14 protein-coding genes and 1 tRNA gene are annotated in these 15,314 nt (G+C 55.6%); 6 read left to right on the forward strand and 9 right to left on the reverse strand.

Annotated features, from left to right (window positions below):
• Positions 1-335: 335 nt before the first annotated feature.
• Together FHW66_RS20390 and FHW66_RS20395 are read left to right on the forward strand one after the other, a co-directional pair.
• Positions 336-932 (forward strand): nitroreductase family protein, encoded by a 597-nt coding sequence (locus FHW66_RS20390; protein WP_183381663.1) that lies wholly within the window; start codon positions 336-338, stop codon positions 930-932.
• Between the two features lie 77 nt (positions 933-1,009).
• Positions 1,010-1,086: transfer RNA gene (locus tag FHW66_RS20395), tRNA-Asp, on the forward strand.
• Positions 1,087-1,363: 277 nt separating this feature from the next.
• Here FHW66_RS20395 and fusA read toward each other — a convergent pair.
• Entirely contained in the window at positions 1,364-3,475 is a 2,112-nt protein-coding gene (gene fusA / locus FHW66_RS20400) for an elongation factor G (RefSeq protein WP_183381664.1), read from the reverse strand.
• Between the two features lie 223 nt (positions 3,476-3,698).
• Between fusA and FHW66_RS20405 the strand changes: the two genes are divergently transcribed.
• Positions 3,699-4,331, forward strand: coding sequence for a TetR/AcrR family transcriptional regulator (locus tag FHW66_RS20405; RefSeq protein WP_183381665.1), 633 nt, complete (start codon positions 3,699-3,701; stop codon positions 4,329-4,331).
• 82 nt (positions 4,332-4,413) lie between these two features.
• Here the strand turns inward: FHW66_RS20405 and FHW66_RS20410 are convergent, their stop codons facing one another.
• From FHW66_RS20410 to FHW66_RS20440, 7 genes are all read right to left on the reverse strand, one after another.
• Positions 4,414-5,340, reverse strand: coding sequence for a recombination-associated protein RdgC (locus tag FHW66_RS20410; RefSeq protein WP_183381666.1), 927 nt, complete (start codon positions 5,338-5,340; stop codon positions 4,414-4,416).
• An 88-nt stretch (positions 5,341-5,428) separates the two neighbouring features.
• Positions 5,429-6,595: a DNA polymerase IV gene (gene dinB, locus FHW66_RS20415; RefSeq protein ID WP_183381667.1), complete on the reverse strand. Its 1,167-nt coding sequence runs from the start codon at positions 6,593-6,595 to the stop codon at positions 5,429-5,431.
• Positions 6,596-6,613: 18 nt separating this feature from the next.
• Positions 6,614-6,832: a SlyX family protein gene (locus FHW66_RS20420; RefSeq protein WP_183381668.1), complete on the reverse strand. Its 219-nt coding sequence runs from the start codon at positions 6,830-6,832 to the stop codon at positions 6,614-6,616.
• Complete coding sequence (locus FHW66_RS20425; RefSeq protein ID WP_370543509.1) at positions 6,829-8,154, reverse strand: TIGR03862 family flavoprotein; 1,326 nt, start codon at positions 8,152-8,154, stop codon at positions 6,829-6,831. Before FHW66_RS20425 ends, FHW66_RS20420 begins: the two co-directional genes overlap by 4 nt.
• Positions 8,135-8,878, reverse strand: coding sequence for an amino acid ABC transporter permease (locus tag FHW66_RS20430; RefSeq protein ID WP_183381669.1), 744 nt, complete (start codon positions 8,876-8,878; stop codon positions 8,135-8,137). Before FHW66_RS20430 ends, FHW66_RS20425 begins: the two co-directional genes overlap by 20 nt.
• Positions 8,879-9,012: 134 nt before the next feature.
• The gene (locus FHW66_RS20435; RefSeq protein ID WP_183381670.1) at positions 9,013-9,810 is read right to left on the reverse strand and encodes a basic amino acid ABC transporter substrate-binding protein; all 798 of its coding nucleotides are present in this window, start codon (positions 9,808-9,810) and stop codon (positions 9,013-9,015) included.
• Positions 9,811-9,967: 157 nt separating this feature from the next.
• Positions 9,968-12,037: a UvrD-helicase domain-containing protein gene (locus tag FHW66_RS20440; RefSeq protein WP_183381671.1), complete on the reverse strand. Its 2,070-nt coding sequence runs from the start codon at positions 12,035-12,037 to the stop codon at positions 9,968-9,970.
• A gap of 159 nt (positions 12,038-12,196) precedes the next feature.
• On the opposite strand from FHW66_RS20440, the gene FHW66_RS20445 reads away from it, so the two are divergent.
• A complete protein-coding gene (locus FHW66_RS20445) occupies positions 12,197-12,667 on the forward strand; it encodes an SRPBCC family protein (RefSeq protein WP_183381672.1) in 471 nt (156 codons plus the stop codon).
• 17 nt (positions 12,668-12,684) lie between these two features.
• Here the strand turns inward: FHW66_RS20445 and FHW66_RS20450 are convergent, their stop codons facing one another.
• Positions 12,685-13,758, reverse strand: coding sequence for a YeiH family protein (locus FHW66_RS20450; protein ID WP_183381673.1), 1,074 nt, complete (start codon positions 13,756-13,758; stop codon positions 12,685-12,687).
• A gap of 132 nt (positions 13,759-13,890) precedes the next feature.
• On the opposite strand from FHW66_RS20450, the gene FHW66_RS20455 reads away from it, so the two are divergent.
• Both FHW66_RS20455 and FHW66_RS20460 read left to right on the forward strand, forming a co-directional pair.
• On the forward strand, positions 13,891-14,787 hold the full coding sequence (locus FHW66_RS20455; RefSeq protein WP_183381674.1) for a LysR family transcriptional regulator: 897 nt from the start codon (positions 13,891-13,893) through the stop codon (positions 14,785-14,787).
• Between the two features lie 258 nt (positions 14,788-15,045).
• The coding region (locus FHW66_RS20460) for a hypothetical protein (RefSeq protein ID WP_183381675.1) at positions 15,046-15,314 on the forward strand (269 nt) is incomplete at its 3' end.

Raw genomic sequence — 15,314 nt, forward strand, 5'->3', positions numbered from 1 at the left:
ACGCCGTTAGCCTACGCTAAGCAACTGGCCGCGAAAGCGGCTACATTAACCCCTGACTCTAAAGCCATTTGCTACTGAATACGGGGAGACGTCGGATGTGCCTGCCCACAATGGTATTGCGGACCTGGCGGGCCGGGTAACATCACAGGTCCTGGCGGGGCCGGTGGCGCTGGGACGCGCTAGCAGGTAAATGGACGCTGCAACAGTGAAGTCGACGCCATAGTTTCTGAATTGTGGCGCACTTTGGCAGTCCCTCTGCACGACGTTCAAACTGCTGCTAAGATGCCCCCTCACGCAATTTGTTGCGTCACAACATCTACTGCCGAGGAGCTATCATGCCGCAAGCCAATCCCCGTGTTGCCGATCACCCGATTGATTCCCAATTTCTGAGCCGTTGGTCTCCCCGTGCCTTTACTGGTGCTGATATTTCCGAGGAAACGGTGCTGACCTTCCTCGAGGCAGCGCGTTGGGCGCCATCATCCTACAACTCTCAGCCTTGGCGGTTTGTCTATGCCCGTCGTGGAACACCGCAATGGGAAGGTCTGCTGGGTTTGCTCAATGATTTCAATCGTAGCTGGGCAGAGAATGCATCGGTCCTCTTTATCGTACTGTCGAAAACCACCTTTACGCCCCCAGGTGCTGCAGCGCCAGTGCCTGCCGTGTCGCATTCCTTTGATACGGGTTCGGCCTGGGCTTACCTAGCGTTGCAAGCCAGTCTGTCGGGCTGGCATGCGCATGCGATGGTTGGGTTTGACAAGGATCGCGCGCGTACCCAGTTGGGTGTACCAGCCGATTTTTCAGTGGAAGCTGCGGTCGCCATTGGCAAATTGGGCGACAAGTCGATACTGCCCGAAGGATTGCAGTCACGCGAAGTTCCTAGCCCGCGTGAGCCGGTGAGCAAGTTTGCCTTCGAGGGCAAGTTTCAAGGCTGATTTAATGAAAAGTGCTTGGTTTTCTGAAAAAGCTTCGTTATAATTGCGGTCTTTCAGCGAAACTGAAAACCAGTTCTGGAGTGGTAGTTCAGTTGGTTAGAATACCGGCCTGTCACGCCGGGGGTCGCGGGTTCGAGCCCCGTCCGCTCCGCCAAACACAAACGCCTGCTTAGCAATAAGCGGGCGTTTTTGTTCGTCCCTACTAATTGTCCGAAGGGCATCTCACTGTGGAGTGGAGGGAGCCACCGGCGGGGCGAGAAGGGAAACGCTTGCAAGCGTTTCAGCGGCCTGCGCTGGTGTTCGTCCATATCAAGCGTGAAAATCGCAATGTCCATCAGCGCTGGGTTTGCACGGAAAACAAACGCCTGCTTAGCTACAAGCAGGCGTTCGCACCTTCAGCATTACTAAGGTATCAGCAAACTCGAGTTCGCTTACCTTGCACCTTTCTTGGCACCGGCCAACTGCTCCAATACCTGTCTAGGTGCTTCCGCATACTGCTTGAACTCCATGGTGTAGGTGGCGCGACCCTGTGTGAGCGAGCGCAGGGATGTCGAATAACCAAACATCTCTGCCAGCGGTACTTCCGCACGCACCAGTTTCCCACCGCCGCCGGCAATATCTTCCATGCCTTGTACCATGCCGCGTCGTGACGATAGATCGCCCATCACATTACCCATGAAGTCTTCCGGTGTTTCCACCTCGACCTGCATCATCGGTTCCAGCAGCACCGGGTTGGCACGGCGCATGCCCTCCTTGAATGCCATCGAGCCAGCCATGCGGAAGGCGTTTTCGTTGGAGTCGACATCATGGTAAGAGCCAAATGTCAGTGTTGCCCGAATATCAACCACTGGGTAACCAGCCAGTACGCCACTGCCCAAGGTTTCCTGGATGCCCTTGTCGACCGCTGGAATAAACTCGCGTGGTACCACGCCACCCTTGATGGCATCGACAAATTCGTAGCCCTTGCCGGGAGGCAGTGGTTCCAGTTTCAGAACCACGTGACCATACTGACCGCGACCGCCCGACTGTTTGACGAACTTGCCTTCGACATCTTCCACGGTGGCGCGAATCGCTTCCCGATAGGCGACTTGCGGCTTGCCAACGGTGGCCTCGACATTGAACTCACGCTTCATCCGATCGACCAGAATTTCCAGATGCAACTCGCCCATGCCCGAGATGATGGTTTGACCCGATTCCTCATCCGTGCGAACCCGGAACGAGGGATCTTCCTGCGCCAGCCGGTTCAGGGCAATGCCCATCTTTTCCTGATCGGCTTTGGTCTTCGGTTCCACCGCCTGCGAAATCACCGGCTCAGGGAAAACCATGCGCTCCAGGATGATCACGTGCTCCGGATCGCTCAATGTGTCACCAGTGGTGACATCCTTGAGGCCGACCGCAGCGGCAATATCGCCGGCATAGACTTCCTTGATTTCCTTGCGCTCATTGGCATGCATCTGCAAAATCCGACCCAGGCGCTCCTTCTTGCCCTTGATCGGGTTGTAGACGGTATCGCCAGAATTGACCATGCCCGAATACACCCGGAAGAAAATCAACTGGCCAACAAAGGGATCGGTCATGATCTTGAAGGCCAGTGCCGAGAACTTTTCATCGTCAGCTGGATGGCGCTCAATCTCCTGGTCGTCTTCATCGTGACCCTTGATAGCGGGTACATCAACCGGCGAAGGCAGATAGTCGATCACCGCGTCGAGCATGGCTTGTACGCCTTTATTCTTAAACGCGCTACCGCACAGCATGGGCACAATTTCTCCCGCTATGGTGCGTTGCCGCAGGCCATGCTTGATATCGTCTTCACTCAGCGGCGTTCCGCTCAGATACTTCTCCAGCAATTGCTCACTGGCTTCCGCGGCTTGCTCGACCATCTTGTCATGCCACTCGCGCGCAGTGTCTTCCAATGCAGCAGGGATAGGTTCATACGAAAATTTCACGCCCTGACTGGCCTCATCCCAGATGATCGCCTTCATCTTCACCAAATCAATCACGCCCTGGAAATGGTCTTCCGCGCCAATTGGAATCTGAATCGGCACGGCGTTGCCCTTGAGGCGCTCACCAATCTGCTTCTGTACGCGGAAAAAATCTGCACCGACGCGGTCCATCTTGTTGACGAAGGCCATGCGTGGCACCGCATATTTATTGGCCTGACGCCACACGGTTTCCGATTGCGGCTGCACGCCGCCTACCGAGTCATAAACCATGACCGCGCCATCGAGCACGCGCATGGAGCGCTCCACTTCAATCGTGAAATCAACGTGACCCGGCGTATCGATGATGTTGATCCGATGCTCAGGATAATTGCCTGCCATACCTTTCCAGAAAGCAGTCGTGGCGGCAGACGTGATGGTGATACCGCGTTCCTGTTCCTGTTCCATCCAGTCCATGGTCGCAGCGCCATCATGCACTTCACCGATCTTGTGATTGACCCCGGTATAAAACAGGATGCGCTCGGTCGTTGTGGTTTTACCGGCATCGATGTGCGCACTGATACCAATGTTCCGGTAGCGTTCTATGGGGGTCTTGCGGGTCATGATCTTTCCTTTCCTTGCTCCATTGAGTAAAGGCGACAGCACATGCCGTCGTCTGATGAGAAACTTGATGCTCTACGATAGGACATCATAATACGCATTTATGTAATACGTATTACATATTAATTTTCGAGCGAATCTGGCGTCAAGGTAATTTTGTAATTTAAATTAAAATAAGCTACACTCAAGCCGGATTTGAGTAATTTTTGCCACAAGGAGAACGCCCATGCAGCAGTCCAGAGGCCGGCCGCGCAGCTTTGATCGCGACCAAGCGCTGCGGCAGGCCATGCAAGTATTTTGGGAAAAAGGTTACGAAGGCACGACCATGGCGGACCTGACGACCGCCATGGGCGTCAAGGCACCCAGCCTGTACGCCGCGTTCGGGGACAAGAATGCCCTATTCCGTGAAGCGGTCGAACTGTACTCCCGTACCACCGCCGCGGCGCCGATGGAGGCCTTGCAGGGTGGTGGGAACCTGCGCGACGATATCAGCAACATGCTCCATGCGAGCATCGCCATGTTTGCCGAAGCAGCCAATTCGCGAGGCTGTATGGTGGTGACTTCTGCGATCAATTGTGCACCGGAGAACCGGGCGCACGCAGAGGAATTAACCGCGCGCCGACTCAAGAAACGACAGGCCCTGGCCGTGCGCTTACAGCGTGCGCAGGAAGAGCATGAACTGTCTGCCGATGCCGACATCACCGGACTGGCCGATTTCTATACTGCGGTCTTGCATGGATTGTCACTGAGTGCACGTGACGGCATTTCCTGCGAGCGCCTTAGTAATACCATTTGCCACGCGATGCGTGCACTGGATTCAGTGTTGCTGGCGCACAAGGCTAGTGCAGTAAAACAATAACGCGGAATATAAAAACGCCGGGCGGTTTTTGCAACCGCCCGGCGTTTTTGTCAGCTGATGCAGCTGTGAGTGCTACCTCAGATCAGGCAGCCATGGCGGCCGAACCATCGTTCTCACGCAATTGACCGCCTAGTGCCTCAATCAGATCAACCAGCATCTTGCTGAGTTCGCCCGTCATCAACATGAAGTCGCCGTCAAAGCGCTCATCATCGTTCATCGAGGTGACATCGCTGTCTTCCTTGAGCACATCCAGCGGCGTGATTTTCTTGACGCTCAGGTTTTCGGTCAATGTGAACGATACCCGATCATTCCAGGTCAGTGCCAGTCGCGTGCATTGCTTGCCGGATTCAATATGGCGTCGCACATCGTCTGGATCGAGTGTGTGGCGCACAAAGCGCACGGTTGCCTTGCTGTCGCCGCTGGCGCGCAGTTCGGTATCCTGATCAACTGTAAAGCCGCTTGGGGCCTCATCGGACGCCAGCCAGTCTGTCATGCAGGACAAGGGAGAGCGTACGGTGCGCAGAGTTTCCAGCGGGAATTTAGGGATTGCCTTGAGCAGCAACTTCAGGATTTCTTCGGCCTTGCCGGAGCTACCAGCATCGACCACCAGCCAGCCGTTGACCGGGTCGATCCAGGTGAAGGTGCTGCGCACGATACTGAAGGCGCGCGGCAGCAATTCATCGGCGACCTGTTCCTTCAATTCCTTGGTCTGCTTGCGTCCCGGCGGGAAGCCTTGCTGCTCTTCCAGTTCCGCAGCGCGTGCCTTGGCGACCTGATTGACCACGGTGCTGGGCAGCAGTTTCTTTTCGGTATTGAGTTGCAGCAGGAACTGTCGGTTCACCACGTGCACCAGACGCTCATTGCCTCGCGGAGATACCCAGCCTTGTGATTGCAATTCGAGGCTGGTGCAGGGAGTGAACGCTTGTGAAGCGAGGTGGCTTTCGAGCTGGTCGGCGGTGATGGACCACGGCGCGGGGAGACGGTAAATCTGAAGGTTCTTAAACCACATGGCGTTCAGGCAAAAGGCCTCATTTTACACGTGCAGGGAGATCAATCACGTAATCCCGCACGGCAATCGGAAACACTTATGTTTCCAGCTAGTCCGGTGGCGTTGCAAAAGGCAGTTCGGCCTGCTGTTGCACCAGTTGCTCTGTATGGGAATCCCATTTTTCCAGACCGCCAACACGCACGCCCAACAGACGCAGGCGCTGTTCCAGTGGCACTCGACGCAGGCACTCACCGGCGGCGCGACGGATCACCGCAGCGTCAGTCGTTGCCATCGGTAGCGATACATCACGTGTCACTGTAGAGAAGTCTGTGTAGCGCAACTTGATGCCGATCGTGCGCCCTCCAACGCCCTTGCGTTTCAAATCTTCTGCGACCCGGGTGCACAGGGCGGTAAAGATGACGGATAACTTTTCGCGGTCGTGACGAGCATGTAAATCGCGTTCAAACGTGGTTTCACGACTGATCGACTTGGGTTCTGAACGGGTCACCACCGGGCGTTCATCAATCCCTTGGGCAGCCTCGGTCAGCCAGCTGGCATAACTGCGACCGAAGTTGGCTTGCAGCAGGGCAGGGGCAGCCTGTGCCAGATCGCCGACGGTCACAATATCCAAGGCCTGGAGTTTTTCGCTGGCCTTGGGGCCGATGCCGTTGATCTTACGCACTGCCAGTGGCCAGATTCTGGCACGGATATCGGCGCGATGGAGGATCGTTAATCCATTCGGCTTGTCGAGATCGGAACAGATTTTGGCCAGCAATTTGTTGGGTGCGATCCCAATCGAGCAGGACAGACCTGTGGCATTCCTGACGGCATCCTTGATCTGTTGTCCCAGTTCGGGTGTGGGTAAAGGGTGCGAGCTCAGGTCAATGTAGATTTCGTCGATGCCACGGTCTTCGATGTCTGGCGCAATCGATACGACAGCCTGTTTGAACAGTCGAGAGTAATGCCGATAAGAGTCAAAATCTGCTGGCAGCAAAATCGCCTCCGGTGCCAGCTTCGACGCCTTCATCATGCCCATGGCAGAAAACACGCCAAGCGCCCGCGCTTCATAGGTTGAGGTGGTCACTACGCCGCGTCCCACATAGTCGCGCAGCTTTGCAAAGCGATAGCTGCCATCGCTTTGTCGCTCGGGTGGCTGGGTAGAGCGTCCGCCAATGACCACCGGTTGTCCGCGCAGTTGTGGATAGCGCAGCAGTTCGACTGAGGCATAAAAGGCATCCATATCCAGATGCGCAATGCGGCGGTCATTGCTATTCATACAATCACACCAGTGGCATTAATAGTGTGGCGGTCTTTCGTGATCAATCATGCCGGGATTGCTGGCATTGTTGCTATTGGCAGCTTCCTTGATCTGGCCAGCCAGAGCGGCGAGTGCCTGTTTCAGCTGATCGATTTGGTTCTGCTGCCGGTAAACGATTGTATTGAGTGCGTCTACCAGATCTTCCTGCTGGGTCAGCTTGAGCTCGATATCGATCAGTCGGTTTTCATCGATCATGATGCTTGTTCCTCGTTATCCGCAGAGCCTGGTTCTGAATCCGATTTTTGTCGTGATTGTGACAGCCATTGCAACGCTCCCAATGCAGCGTGTCGTCCGCTGGCGAAACAGGCGGTCAGCAGATAGCCGCCAGTCGGTGCTTCCCAGTCCAGCATCTCGCCGGCACAGAACACACCCGGTATGGCGCGCAACATCAAGTCGTCCTGCAGTGCTTCAAATGCCACGCCACCGGCGGTACTGATGGCTTCATCAATCGGCCGCGGTGCGCTCAGTTGTAGTGGCATTGCCTTGATGGCCGCAGCCAGTGCCGGCAGGTCTTGATAGACTTCCGCGCCAACACATTCACGCAATAGCGCAGCCTTGACGCCGCTCAACTTTAGTCGACTTTGCAGATGGCTGCTCAGTGAACGTGCACCGCGTGGATGTAGCAGCTCACGCTGCACTTTTTCCAAGGGCCAGTCAGGCAATAAATCGAGCAATAGCTCTGCTTTGCCGGTGGCGTCAATCGCGTCTCTCAGCGGCGCTGACAAGGCATAGATCAAGCCGCCTTCGATTCCCTGCGTGGTGATCACGCATTCGCCCTGGCGGCGCAGCGTGCTGCCGTCATGGCGCGTGACAGTGGCAGTCAGTGTTTTCAATGGCTGTCCGGCGTAACGCGTGTGAAAGTGTTCGCTCCACGGTATGTCAAAGCCGCAATTGCTTGGTCGCAGTGGTGCCACGGAGACTCCCCGTGTTTGCAGCAGCGGCAGCCAGCGACCGTCCGAACCAAGTCGTGCCCAGCTGGCGCCACCCAGAGCGAGCAACACACAACCGGCCTGCACGGTGACGTCGCCATGGGGTGTCGTGAACTGCAAGCGCTTGTCGTCGTCCCAGCCTTGCCAGCGATGGCGCATGTGCAACTGTACGCCGGCTTCACGCAGGCGATGTAACCAGGCACGCAATAGCGGTGCGGCTTTCATATCCTTTGGAAAGATCCGTTGCGAGCTGCCCACGAAGGTCTCGATGCCGAGACCATGGATCCAGTCGCGCAGTTGCTCGGGGCCAAAGTCCTGCAGCAAGGCAGCGATATTGTCGCGCCGGGTACCGTAGCGATTGAGAAATTGGGGCAGCGGCTCGGCGTGAGTGATGTTCATCCCACCCTTGCCAGCCAGCAGGAATTTTCTTCCTACCGAAGGCATGGCGTCGTAGAGATCGACGCGTATCCCTTGTTGTATCAGTACCTCTGCGGCCATTAGGCCAGCCGGGCCACCGCCGATGATGGTGACTGCATCGGTGGTGTTATCAGGGAGGCGGGTGAGGCGCTCAGTGTCGTGTTGGTGCACTGTATTTCTTTTCCAGTCGGGCCACTAACATGGCCAGACATATTGTCATGGTGAAGTACACCGCCGAGATCGTGATGTAAGGCTCCCAGTAGCGCGAGTAATTGCCTGCCACGGTGCGTGCCGCATAAGCCAGTTCTGCCAGACCAATGGTCGAGATCAGCGAGGAATCCTTGAGCAGGGTAATGGCTTCATTGCCCAATGGTGGCAGCATGCGGCGAAATGCCTGCGGCAAGATGATGTAGCGCATACGTAGGCGATAACCCATTCCCAGGCTGGCTGCGGCATAACTTTGACCGCGTTCAATAGATTGAATCCCGGCGCGGAAAATTTCAGAAATATACGCGCCTGCATTGAGCGACAAAGCGACCGTACCCGAGATAAATGCCCCGTAATCCTGTTTGATGGTCCGTGCCAGCTCGCCCGATATCAGCAGGCCATGATCCTGGTGAATCAACATTGGCATGACCGCAAAGTGGATCAGCAAAATCTGCACAAACAACGGTGTGCCACGAAAAAAGGCAACGTAAAAACTGGCCAGCCACTGACCCACGCGCACCAAATAGCGCCACAGGCCATGCGGGACCTCAGCCACACGCAGCATGCCCAGCAGCAAGCCCAGAATGGTGCCACAGACAATACTGATGACCGCGACTTCCAGGGTCATGAAAAAACCCGAGATGAATAACGGCGCGTAGCTCTCGACGATACTCCAGCGAAAATCCATGATGGCGATACGCGCTCAACAGCGCGTAGTGAAGAATAAAAAGACAAAATAAGTGAAAAACTACTTCACCACAAACAAAAATGCGAGGCCTGCTCCGCAAAGAGCAGGCCTCGCCACACCGATCAGATGAATGATCAGTGTTTGGCGTTACCGAAATACTGTGTACTGATCTTGTCAAAAGTGCCATCAGCCTTGATCGCTGCTAAGCCCTGATTAATCTTGGCCAGCAGTTCAGCATTGCCCTTACGCACGGCGATACCGTAATACTCTTTCGGGAAGTTGCTGTCGCTGATGGTACGCAGTTTTTGATTCGGGTTGTTGGCGATGTAGTTCTTGACGACGCCATCATCGGCGACGACGGCGTCAACGCCACCGTTTTCCAGTTCCTTGAGTGCCAGCGGCGTGGATTCAAAGCGCTTGATATTGGGGTTGGTCTTGCCGACCAGACCTTGCACGATCTCGTCGCCGGTGGTCGCGCTTTGTACACCGATCTTGAGTTTTTTGAGATCGGCGAACTTGGTGATGCTGGTGTTACCGGTTTGTACGGCGATCAACTGGCTTGCTTCGAAATAGGGCTCCGAGAAATCAACCGTTTGCTTACGCTCGTCAGTGATGGTGATGGCCGAGATCAACAAATCGCGGTCGCCTTGGGCCAGGAAGTTGAAAATGCCTTCAAACGGCGTAGGAACAAACTTCACTTCGATACCAATCTTTTGTGCCAGGGCGCGCATGATGTCGATATCAAATCCGGCGACATTCTTGTTGGCATCTTCAGCCTCGAATGGCGCATAGGCAGGTTCAACGCCAACGACGTAGACCTTGGCTGGGGTGGCAGCAGAAGTGGCTGCGGCAGGAGCATCCGGCTTGCTGCAGGCAGATAAGGCGGCGACCAGGCCGATCAGAGGCAGTACTTGCTTGAAAATTTTGCGCATGGGAAAGCTTGTGAAAATGAAAATGATGCATGCCAGGCAATCATTGCGGCATGCGTTGAGAGCGCGAATTGTAAACGTTTTTTGACAGGATTTACCCTGCATTTTCAGGCCGTAAATCTACCGCTTATGCACAATTCGTGCATCACGACGACAGCACTCAGGTGCTGCCAGGACGCGGCTTCTGTAGCAAGGCCTTGAGATTGGCCAGCCGGTTCTGCGGCGTGATCTGCTCTTCTTCCTTTGGCACCGCATCGCCAACATTGAGTCGCATTTCGTGGATAAAACGCGACATATCGCAGGCGACGTATTCCCGTGCACGCTTGCGCCGCTTGCACCAGGTAACGTGCAGTGAGCGCTGCGCACGGGTAATGCCGACATACATCAAGCGTCGTTCTTCCTCAATCCGTGCGGCAATCGTTTCGGGAGAGGCATCGGCATCACCCTTGTGCGGCAGAATGCCTTCTTCCACGCCCACCAGAAACACATGCGGATACTCCAGCCCCTTGGAGGCGTGCAGGGTGGACATGCGTACCGCATCGGGATCTTCATCCTTGCCCTCAAGCATGCTCATGAGCGCGACCATCTGCGTCAGTTCCAGTAGATTCTTTTCTTCGCCGCTACCATCCTTGCCACCGCAGCCTCGCTCCTTGAGCCAGTTGGTGAATTCCAGCACGTTCTGCCATTTGCTCTGGGCGGCGCGTTCATCGAAGGCGTCGTAGAGAAAACCTTCGTAGTTGATGGCTTCCATCATGTCGTCGAGCACCTTGCCGGCATTTTCGCCGCTGCCGGAGGGGCCAGGGCGACTGGCGCGCGACTCGAGTTGATTGATGAAATCACAGAACTGTCGCAGGGGGCGCAGTTGTTTGTCCGGTAATTTTTCTTCGATGCCGCCTTTATAGACGGCCTCAAACAAGGAGCATTGCCATTGGCCGGCGACGGTACCCAGTGCTTCCAGCGTGGCCTGACCAATACCGCGACGCGGGGTTGTCACGGCGCGGATGAAGGCCGGATCGTCGTCCTGATTGGCGATCAGACGCAGGTAGCTAATGATGTCCTTGATTTCGGCACGGTCGAAATAACTTTGTCCGCCCGACATCACATAAGGAATGCGTTCGCGACGCAGGGCCTTTTCGAGAATGCGGGCCTGGTGATTGCCGCGGTACAAAATTGCGTAGTCGGAGAACTTGGCATGCCGCTCAAAACGATGGGCTGACAGCATGATGGCAACTTGATCGGCTTCGGCCTCGTCGTCGTCCATTGCCAGCACCTTGATCGGGTCCCCCAGACCGTGTTCCGACCAGAGTGCCTTTTCAAACAGCTTGGGGTTGTTGGAGATAACCGAGTTGGCTGCTTGCAGGATACGGGTGCTGGAGCGGTAATTCTGTTCCAGCTTGATCAGATGCAGGTTGGGGAAATCGATCTGCAGGGTTTTCAGATTCTCGATGGTGGCACCGCGCCAAGCGTAGATTGCCTGATCGTCATCGCCCACGGCGGTAAACATCGGTTTCTTGCCGATCCCGGTCACCATCAACTTGACCAGTTCGTACTGACAGGTGTTGGTATCCTGATATTCATCGACCAGCAGATAACGCAGCTTGCGCTGCCAGCGATCCCGTACTTCTTCATTGTTACGGAACAGTTCTACTGGCAGGCGGATCAGGTCGTCAAAGTCCACTGCCTGATAGGCAGCCAGCGTAGCGACATAACTGCGATAGATACGGGCTGCCTGTGCTTCTTCCTCGTCGGCAGCCTGCTTGAGCGCGATTTCGGGATCGACCAGACCGTTTTTCCACAAGGAGATCGCATTCTGGATACGGCGGATCAATTGCTTGTCGGTCGTGACCGCCATATCTTGCACCAGGGAAAAACAGTCATCGCTGTCCATGATGGAAAAGCGATCCTTGAGTCCCAGATGCTGGGCTTCCTGCCGCAGAATCTTGACGCCCAGCGAGTGGAAGGTGGATACCGTCAAATGCTTGGCCTGCTTGGGTTCCTTGAGCAGCTTGGCAATACGCTCCTGCATTTCCAGTGCGGCCTTGTTGGTGAAGGTCAGCGCGGCAATATGGCGAGATTCGTAACCGCAGCTTTCGATCAGATGCGCAATCTTCTGGGTAATCACGCGGGTCTTGCCCGAGCCGGCGCCAGCCAGCACCAGGCAGGGGCCGTTCATGTACAGGACTGCTTCGCTTTGCGGCGCGTTCAGACCAAAGGCAGGGGCGGAAGACATGCGGAATCAGGCAGCGTAGGCGGTGGTGGAGTAACGCCGCATTGTAACAGGCGAGTCCACCGATGGCCCGGTGGCAAGAGCGTTGGCAAGCGCGCGGCAGCGCTGCCGAGTCAGGGTGGATGTGGGACAATGCGAGCGTTACTTAATTGGTCTGCAGTGATGAAATTCAACCACCTGATTCAAATCAACGATCCCCTCAACCCGCTCATCGACACCATGACGCGTGCCGAACTGTGGAGCGGGCTGGTATTGCGTGCCGAGTCGCCAAAATTGTTCATGCCGCATCTGGATGAGTGCCAGCTCACTGAGCACAGCGCCGATTCAGTCAAGCGCGAGTTGCGCTATGGCCAACTGCGCATCAGTGATGTTGTGACCTTTGAGCCTCAGCATCGTGTTCATTATCATGTCCCAGCGCAAGGCGATATTCCAACCTCCAGCATGAGCATGACGATTGAAGAACCCGAGGAGGGGGCGTTGTTCGTCCGCTTTGAGTATGACGATGGTGCTCCTGATGACGTCAGCAGCGAACAGGCTTTCTATGATCAGTTCCGTCGCTCAGCCTATGAAGAGGCGGATATTGATACGATCCGGATCATCCGTGAGCTGAGCGTCAGAGGTTCGATTCAGTAATTTGCTCCAACCGCTGATCAATGATGACTCAGTGCCATATTGATCAGGGCGCCACCCACGATTAACCAGGCAAACAGCAGTGCGCCCAGCAGCAGCGGTTTGACACCAGCACGACGTACCGAGGACAAATGCGTGGTCAAGCCCAGTGCGGCCATGGCCATCGCCAGCAACGCGGTATCGATGTCGAGCAATTTGCTGTTGATGGTTGCTGGCAAGGGCATCATGGAGTGCAACGCCACGACACCGATAAAGGCAAAGGCAAACCAGGGGATTCCGGCAGCACGCGAGCGCATTGGTGTGCCAGCGCCATTACTGGGGGCAGGATTGGTGCGTTGTACGTAGGCCGACAACAACAGCAGAAACGGTGCCAACATCATCACGCGGACCATCTTGGCAATGACCGCTGTATTAGCCGTGTGATCATCAATGCTGCGGGCAGCAGCCACGACCTGGGCCACTTCATGGACGGTCGAGCCAATGTAGATGCCGAAGTCGGCATGCGCCGGCCACCAGCTCAGACCATGCAGCATCGGATACAGAAAAATTGCCACCGAGCCAAATACCACGACCGTCGAGACGGCCACGGTAACCTGCTCACTACGCGCGCGCAGCACCGGCTCAGTCGCCATGACCGCCGCTGCCCCACAGATCGAACTGCCTGCGCCGATAAGCATGACGGCATTGCGATCGAGCTTGAACAGTTTTACGCCCACGACATAGGCCAGTGCGAAGGTGGACATCAGCATACAGGCATCAATGAGCACGCCGTTGACGCCGACTTGAGCAATATCCTGAAAGGTCAGGCGCAAACCGTACAACACGATACCCAGCCGTAGCAGATTCTGTTTGGAAAACACGACGCCCGGCGCACAGTGTTCGGCAATGCGCAGGAACACGGTATTGCCAAGCAGCATGCCCAGCACAATGGCGATGGTCAACGCGCTCAGACCATGTGTCTGCAACCAGCTGTTCTCTCCGGCACGCATGGCCAGCCATGCTATTGCTGCGCACAAGGCCAGCCCGGGTAGGAGCTTAAGCGCCGGAAAATTAATCGAATCGGGTACTGCAGTGTGAGTAGATGTGGTGCGCATGATGTGCCCTCAATGGCGATAGTCTGATCAGCTGAGCTGATCAATGAGGGCACTTTACGCCGCTGTTATATAAAAGAAAAACGCGTTATTTTGATATGATCTACCTAATTTACTGGTAGATCTGACGTCAAAATGAAAATTACTCTGAGGCAAATACAGATTTTTCTGGCGGTCGCCCAGGCCGGTAGCACCACTGCGGCAGCGGAGCTGGTGGCCTTGTCACAATCGGCCGCCAGTGCTGCGTTGAACGAGCTGGAGAGTGCACTGGCAGTGCTACTCTTTGATCGGGTCGGCAAGCGTCTGGTCTTGAATGACAATGGACGGATGTTGCTACCGCAGGCGCGTCATCTGCTCGATGCGGCGCAAGGGATTGAACAACAGTTTTTGCCGGCCAATCAGGCCGGAGGACAATTGCAACTCGGTGCCAGTACGACCATTGGTAGCTATCTGTTACCACAGATGATCGCCAGCTACCGGCAGCAACAACCTGATCTGCAGATGCGCGTCGTGGTCGCCAATACGGCTGATATCGTCGCTGCCGTGAGTCATTTTGAGGTCGATATGGCGCTCATCGAGGGACCGTGCCATGCCACGGATGTCGAGGTGGAGCCGTGGATGACGGATGAACTTATTGTGGTGGCCGCTCCCAGTCATCCACTGGCCAGCCAGAGCCAGAAGCTTAGCCTGAAGAAGCTCAGCGAAGCTGAGTGGCTCATGCGCGAGGAAGGTTCAGGTACGCGTGAAGCAGTCGAGCATGCCTTGCTGCCCTATCTGCATCACTTGCCGCTGGCTTGTGAATTTGGTAATTCCGAAGCGATCAAGCGTGCTACTGCCGAAGCGATGGGTATCAGTTGCCTGTCGCGCGCGGTGGTGCAGGATTTACTCGACAGTGGGCAACTGATCGAACTGCAAACACCATTGCCACCACTACGACGCCATTTCTACATGATCCGCAGCAAACATCGGGTGATCTCGATCCGGCTGGCGTCGTTACAGGCGTTCTTCCGTCGATGGGCACAACAGCAATGAAGAAGGAAATTGAGAAAGCGAAAAAATTACACGCGTAAGTTTTCTTACCACTTTGTCGTCTGAAAATTACCTTCCAGCATCCAAGTGGCATCGGAAACCATGCCAATTTCGTTAAATATCGACATGAAATCGAAAGTAATTTCGATTAAAGATTGATATTTGTACCAAAATTCGATTTTTCAGACTGCTCCTATATTGTCCGTGTAAGGAAATCCCTATAGTCGCCCGCTTCCTCCATGATCGAGCAGGCGCAGGGGCATGAACCAGCATTTATATCGCATTGTTCTCAATGCCAGTACCGGGGTAGCAAGCACCGTCGCAGAAACCACCGGCTGTCGCTTCACCACACTCGCCATCAGTCTGGCCCTGCTGCTGGGTAGCGTCACCCTGGTCCAAGCCCAGGCCCAAATCGTGGCCGACCCCAACGCTGCTGGTGCACAACGCCCCGTCATCGACAACACCGCCAACGGCCTGCCACTGGTCCAGATCGCCGCGCCCAATGCCAGCGGTCTGTCGCACAACCAGTA

Origin of the sequence: Herbaspirillum sp. Sphag64 (genome assembly GCF_014192645.1) — a bacterium.
Classification (GTDB): Bacteria; Pseudomonadota; Gammaproteobacteria; order Burkholderiales; family Burkholderiaceae_D; genus Herbaspirillum.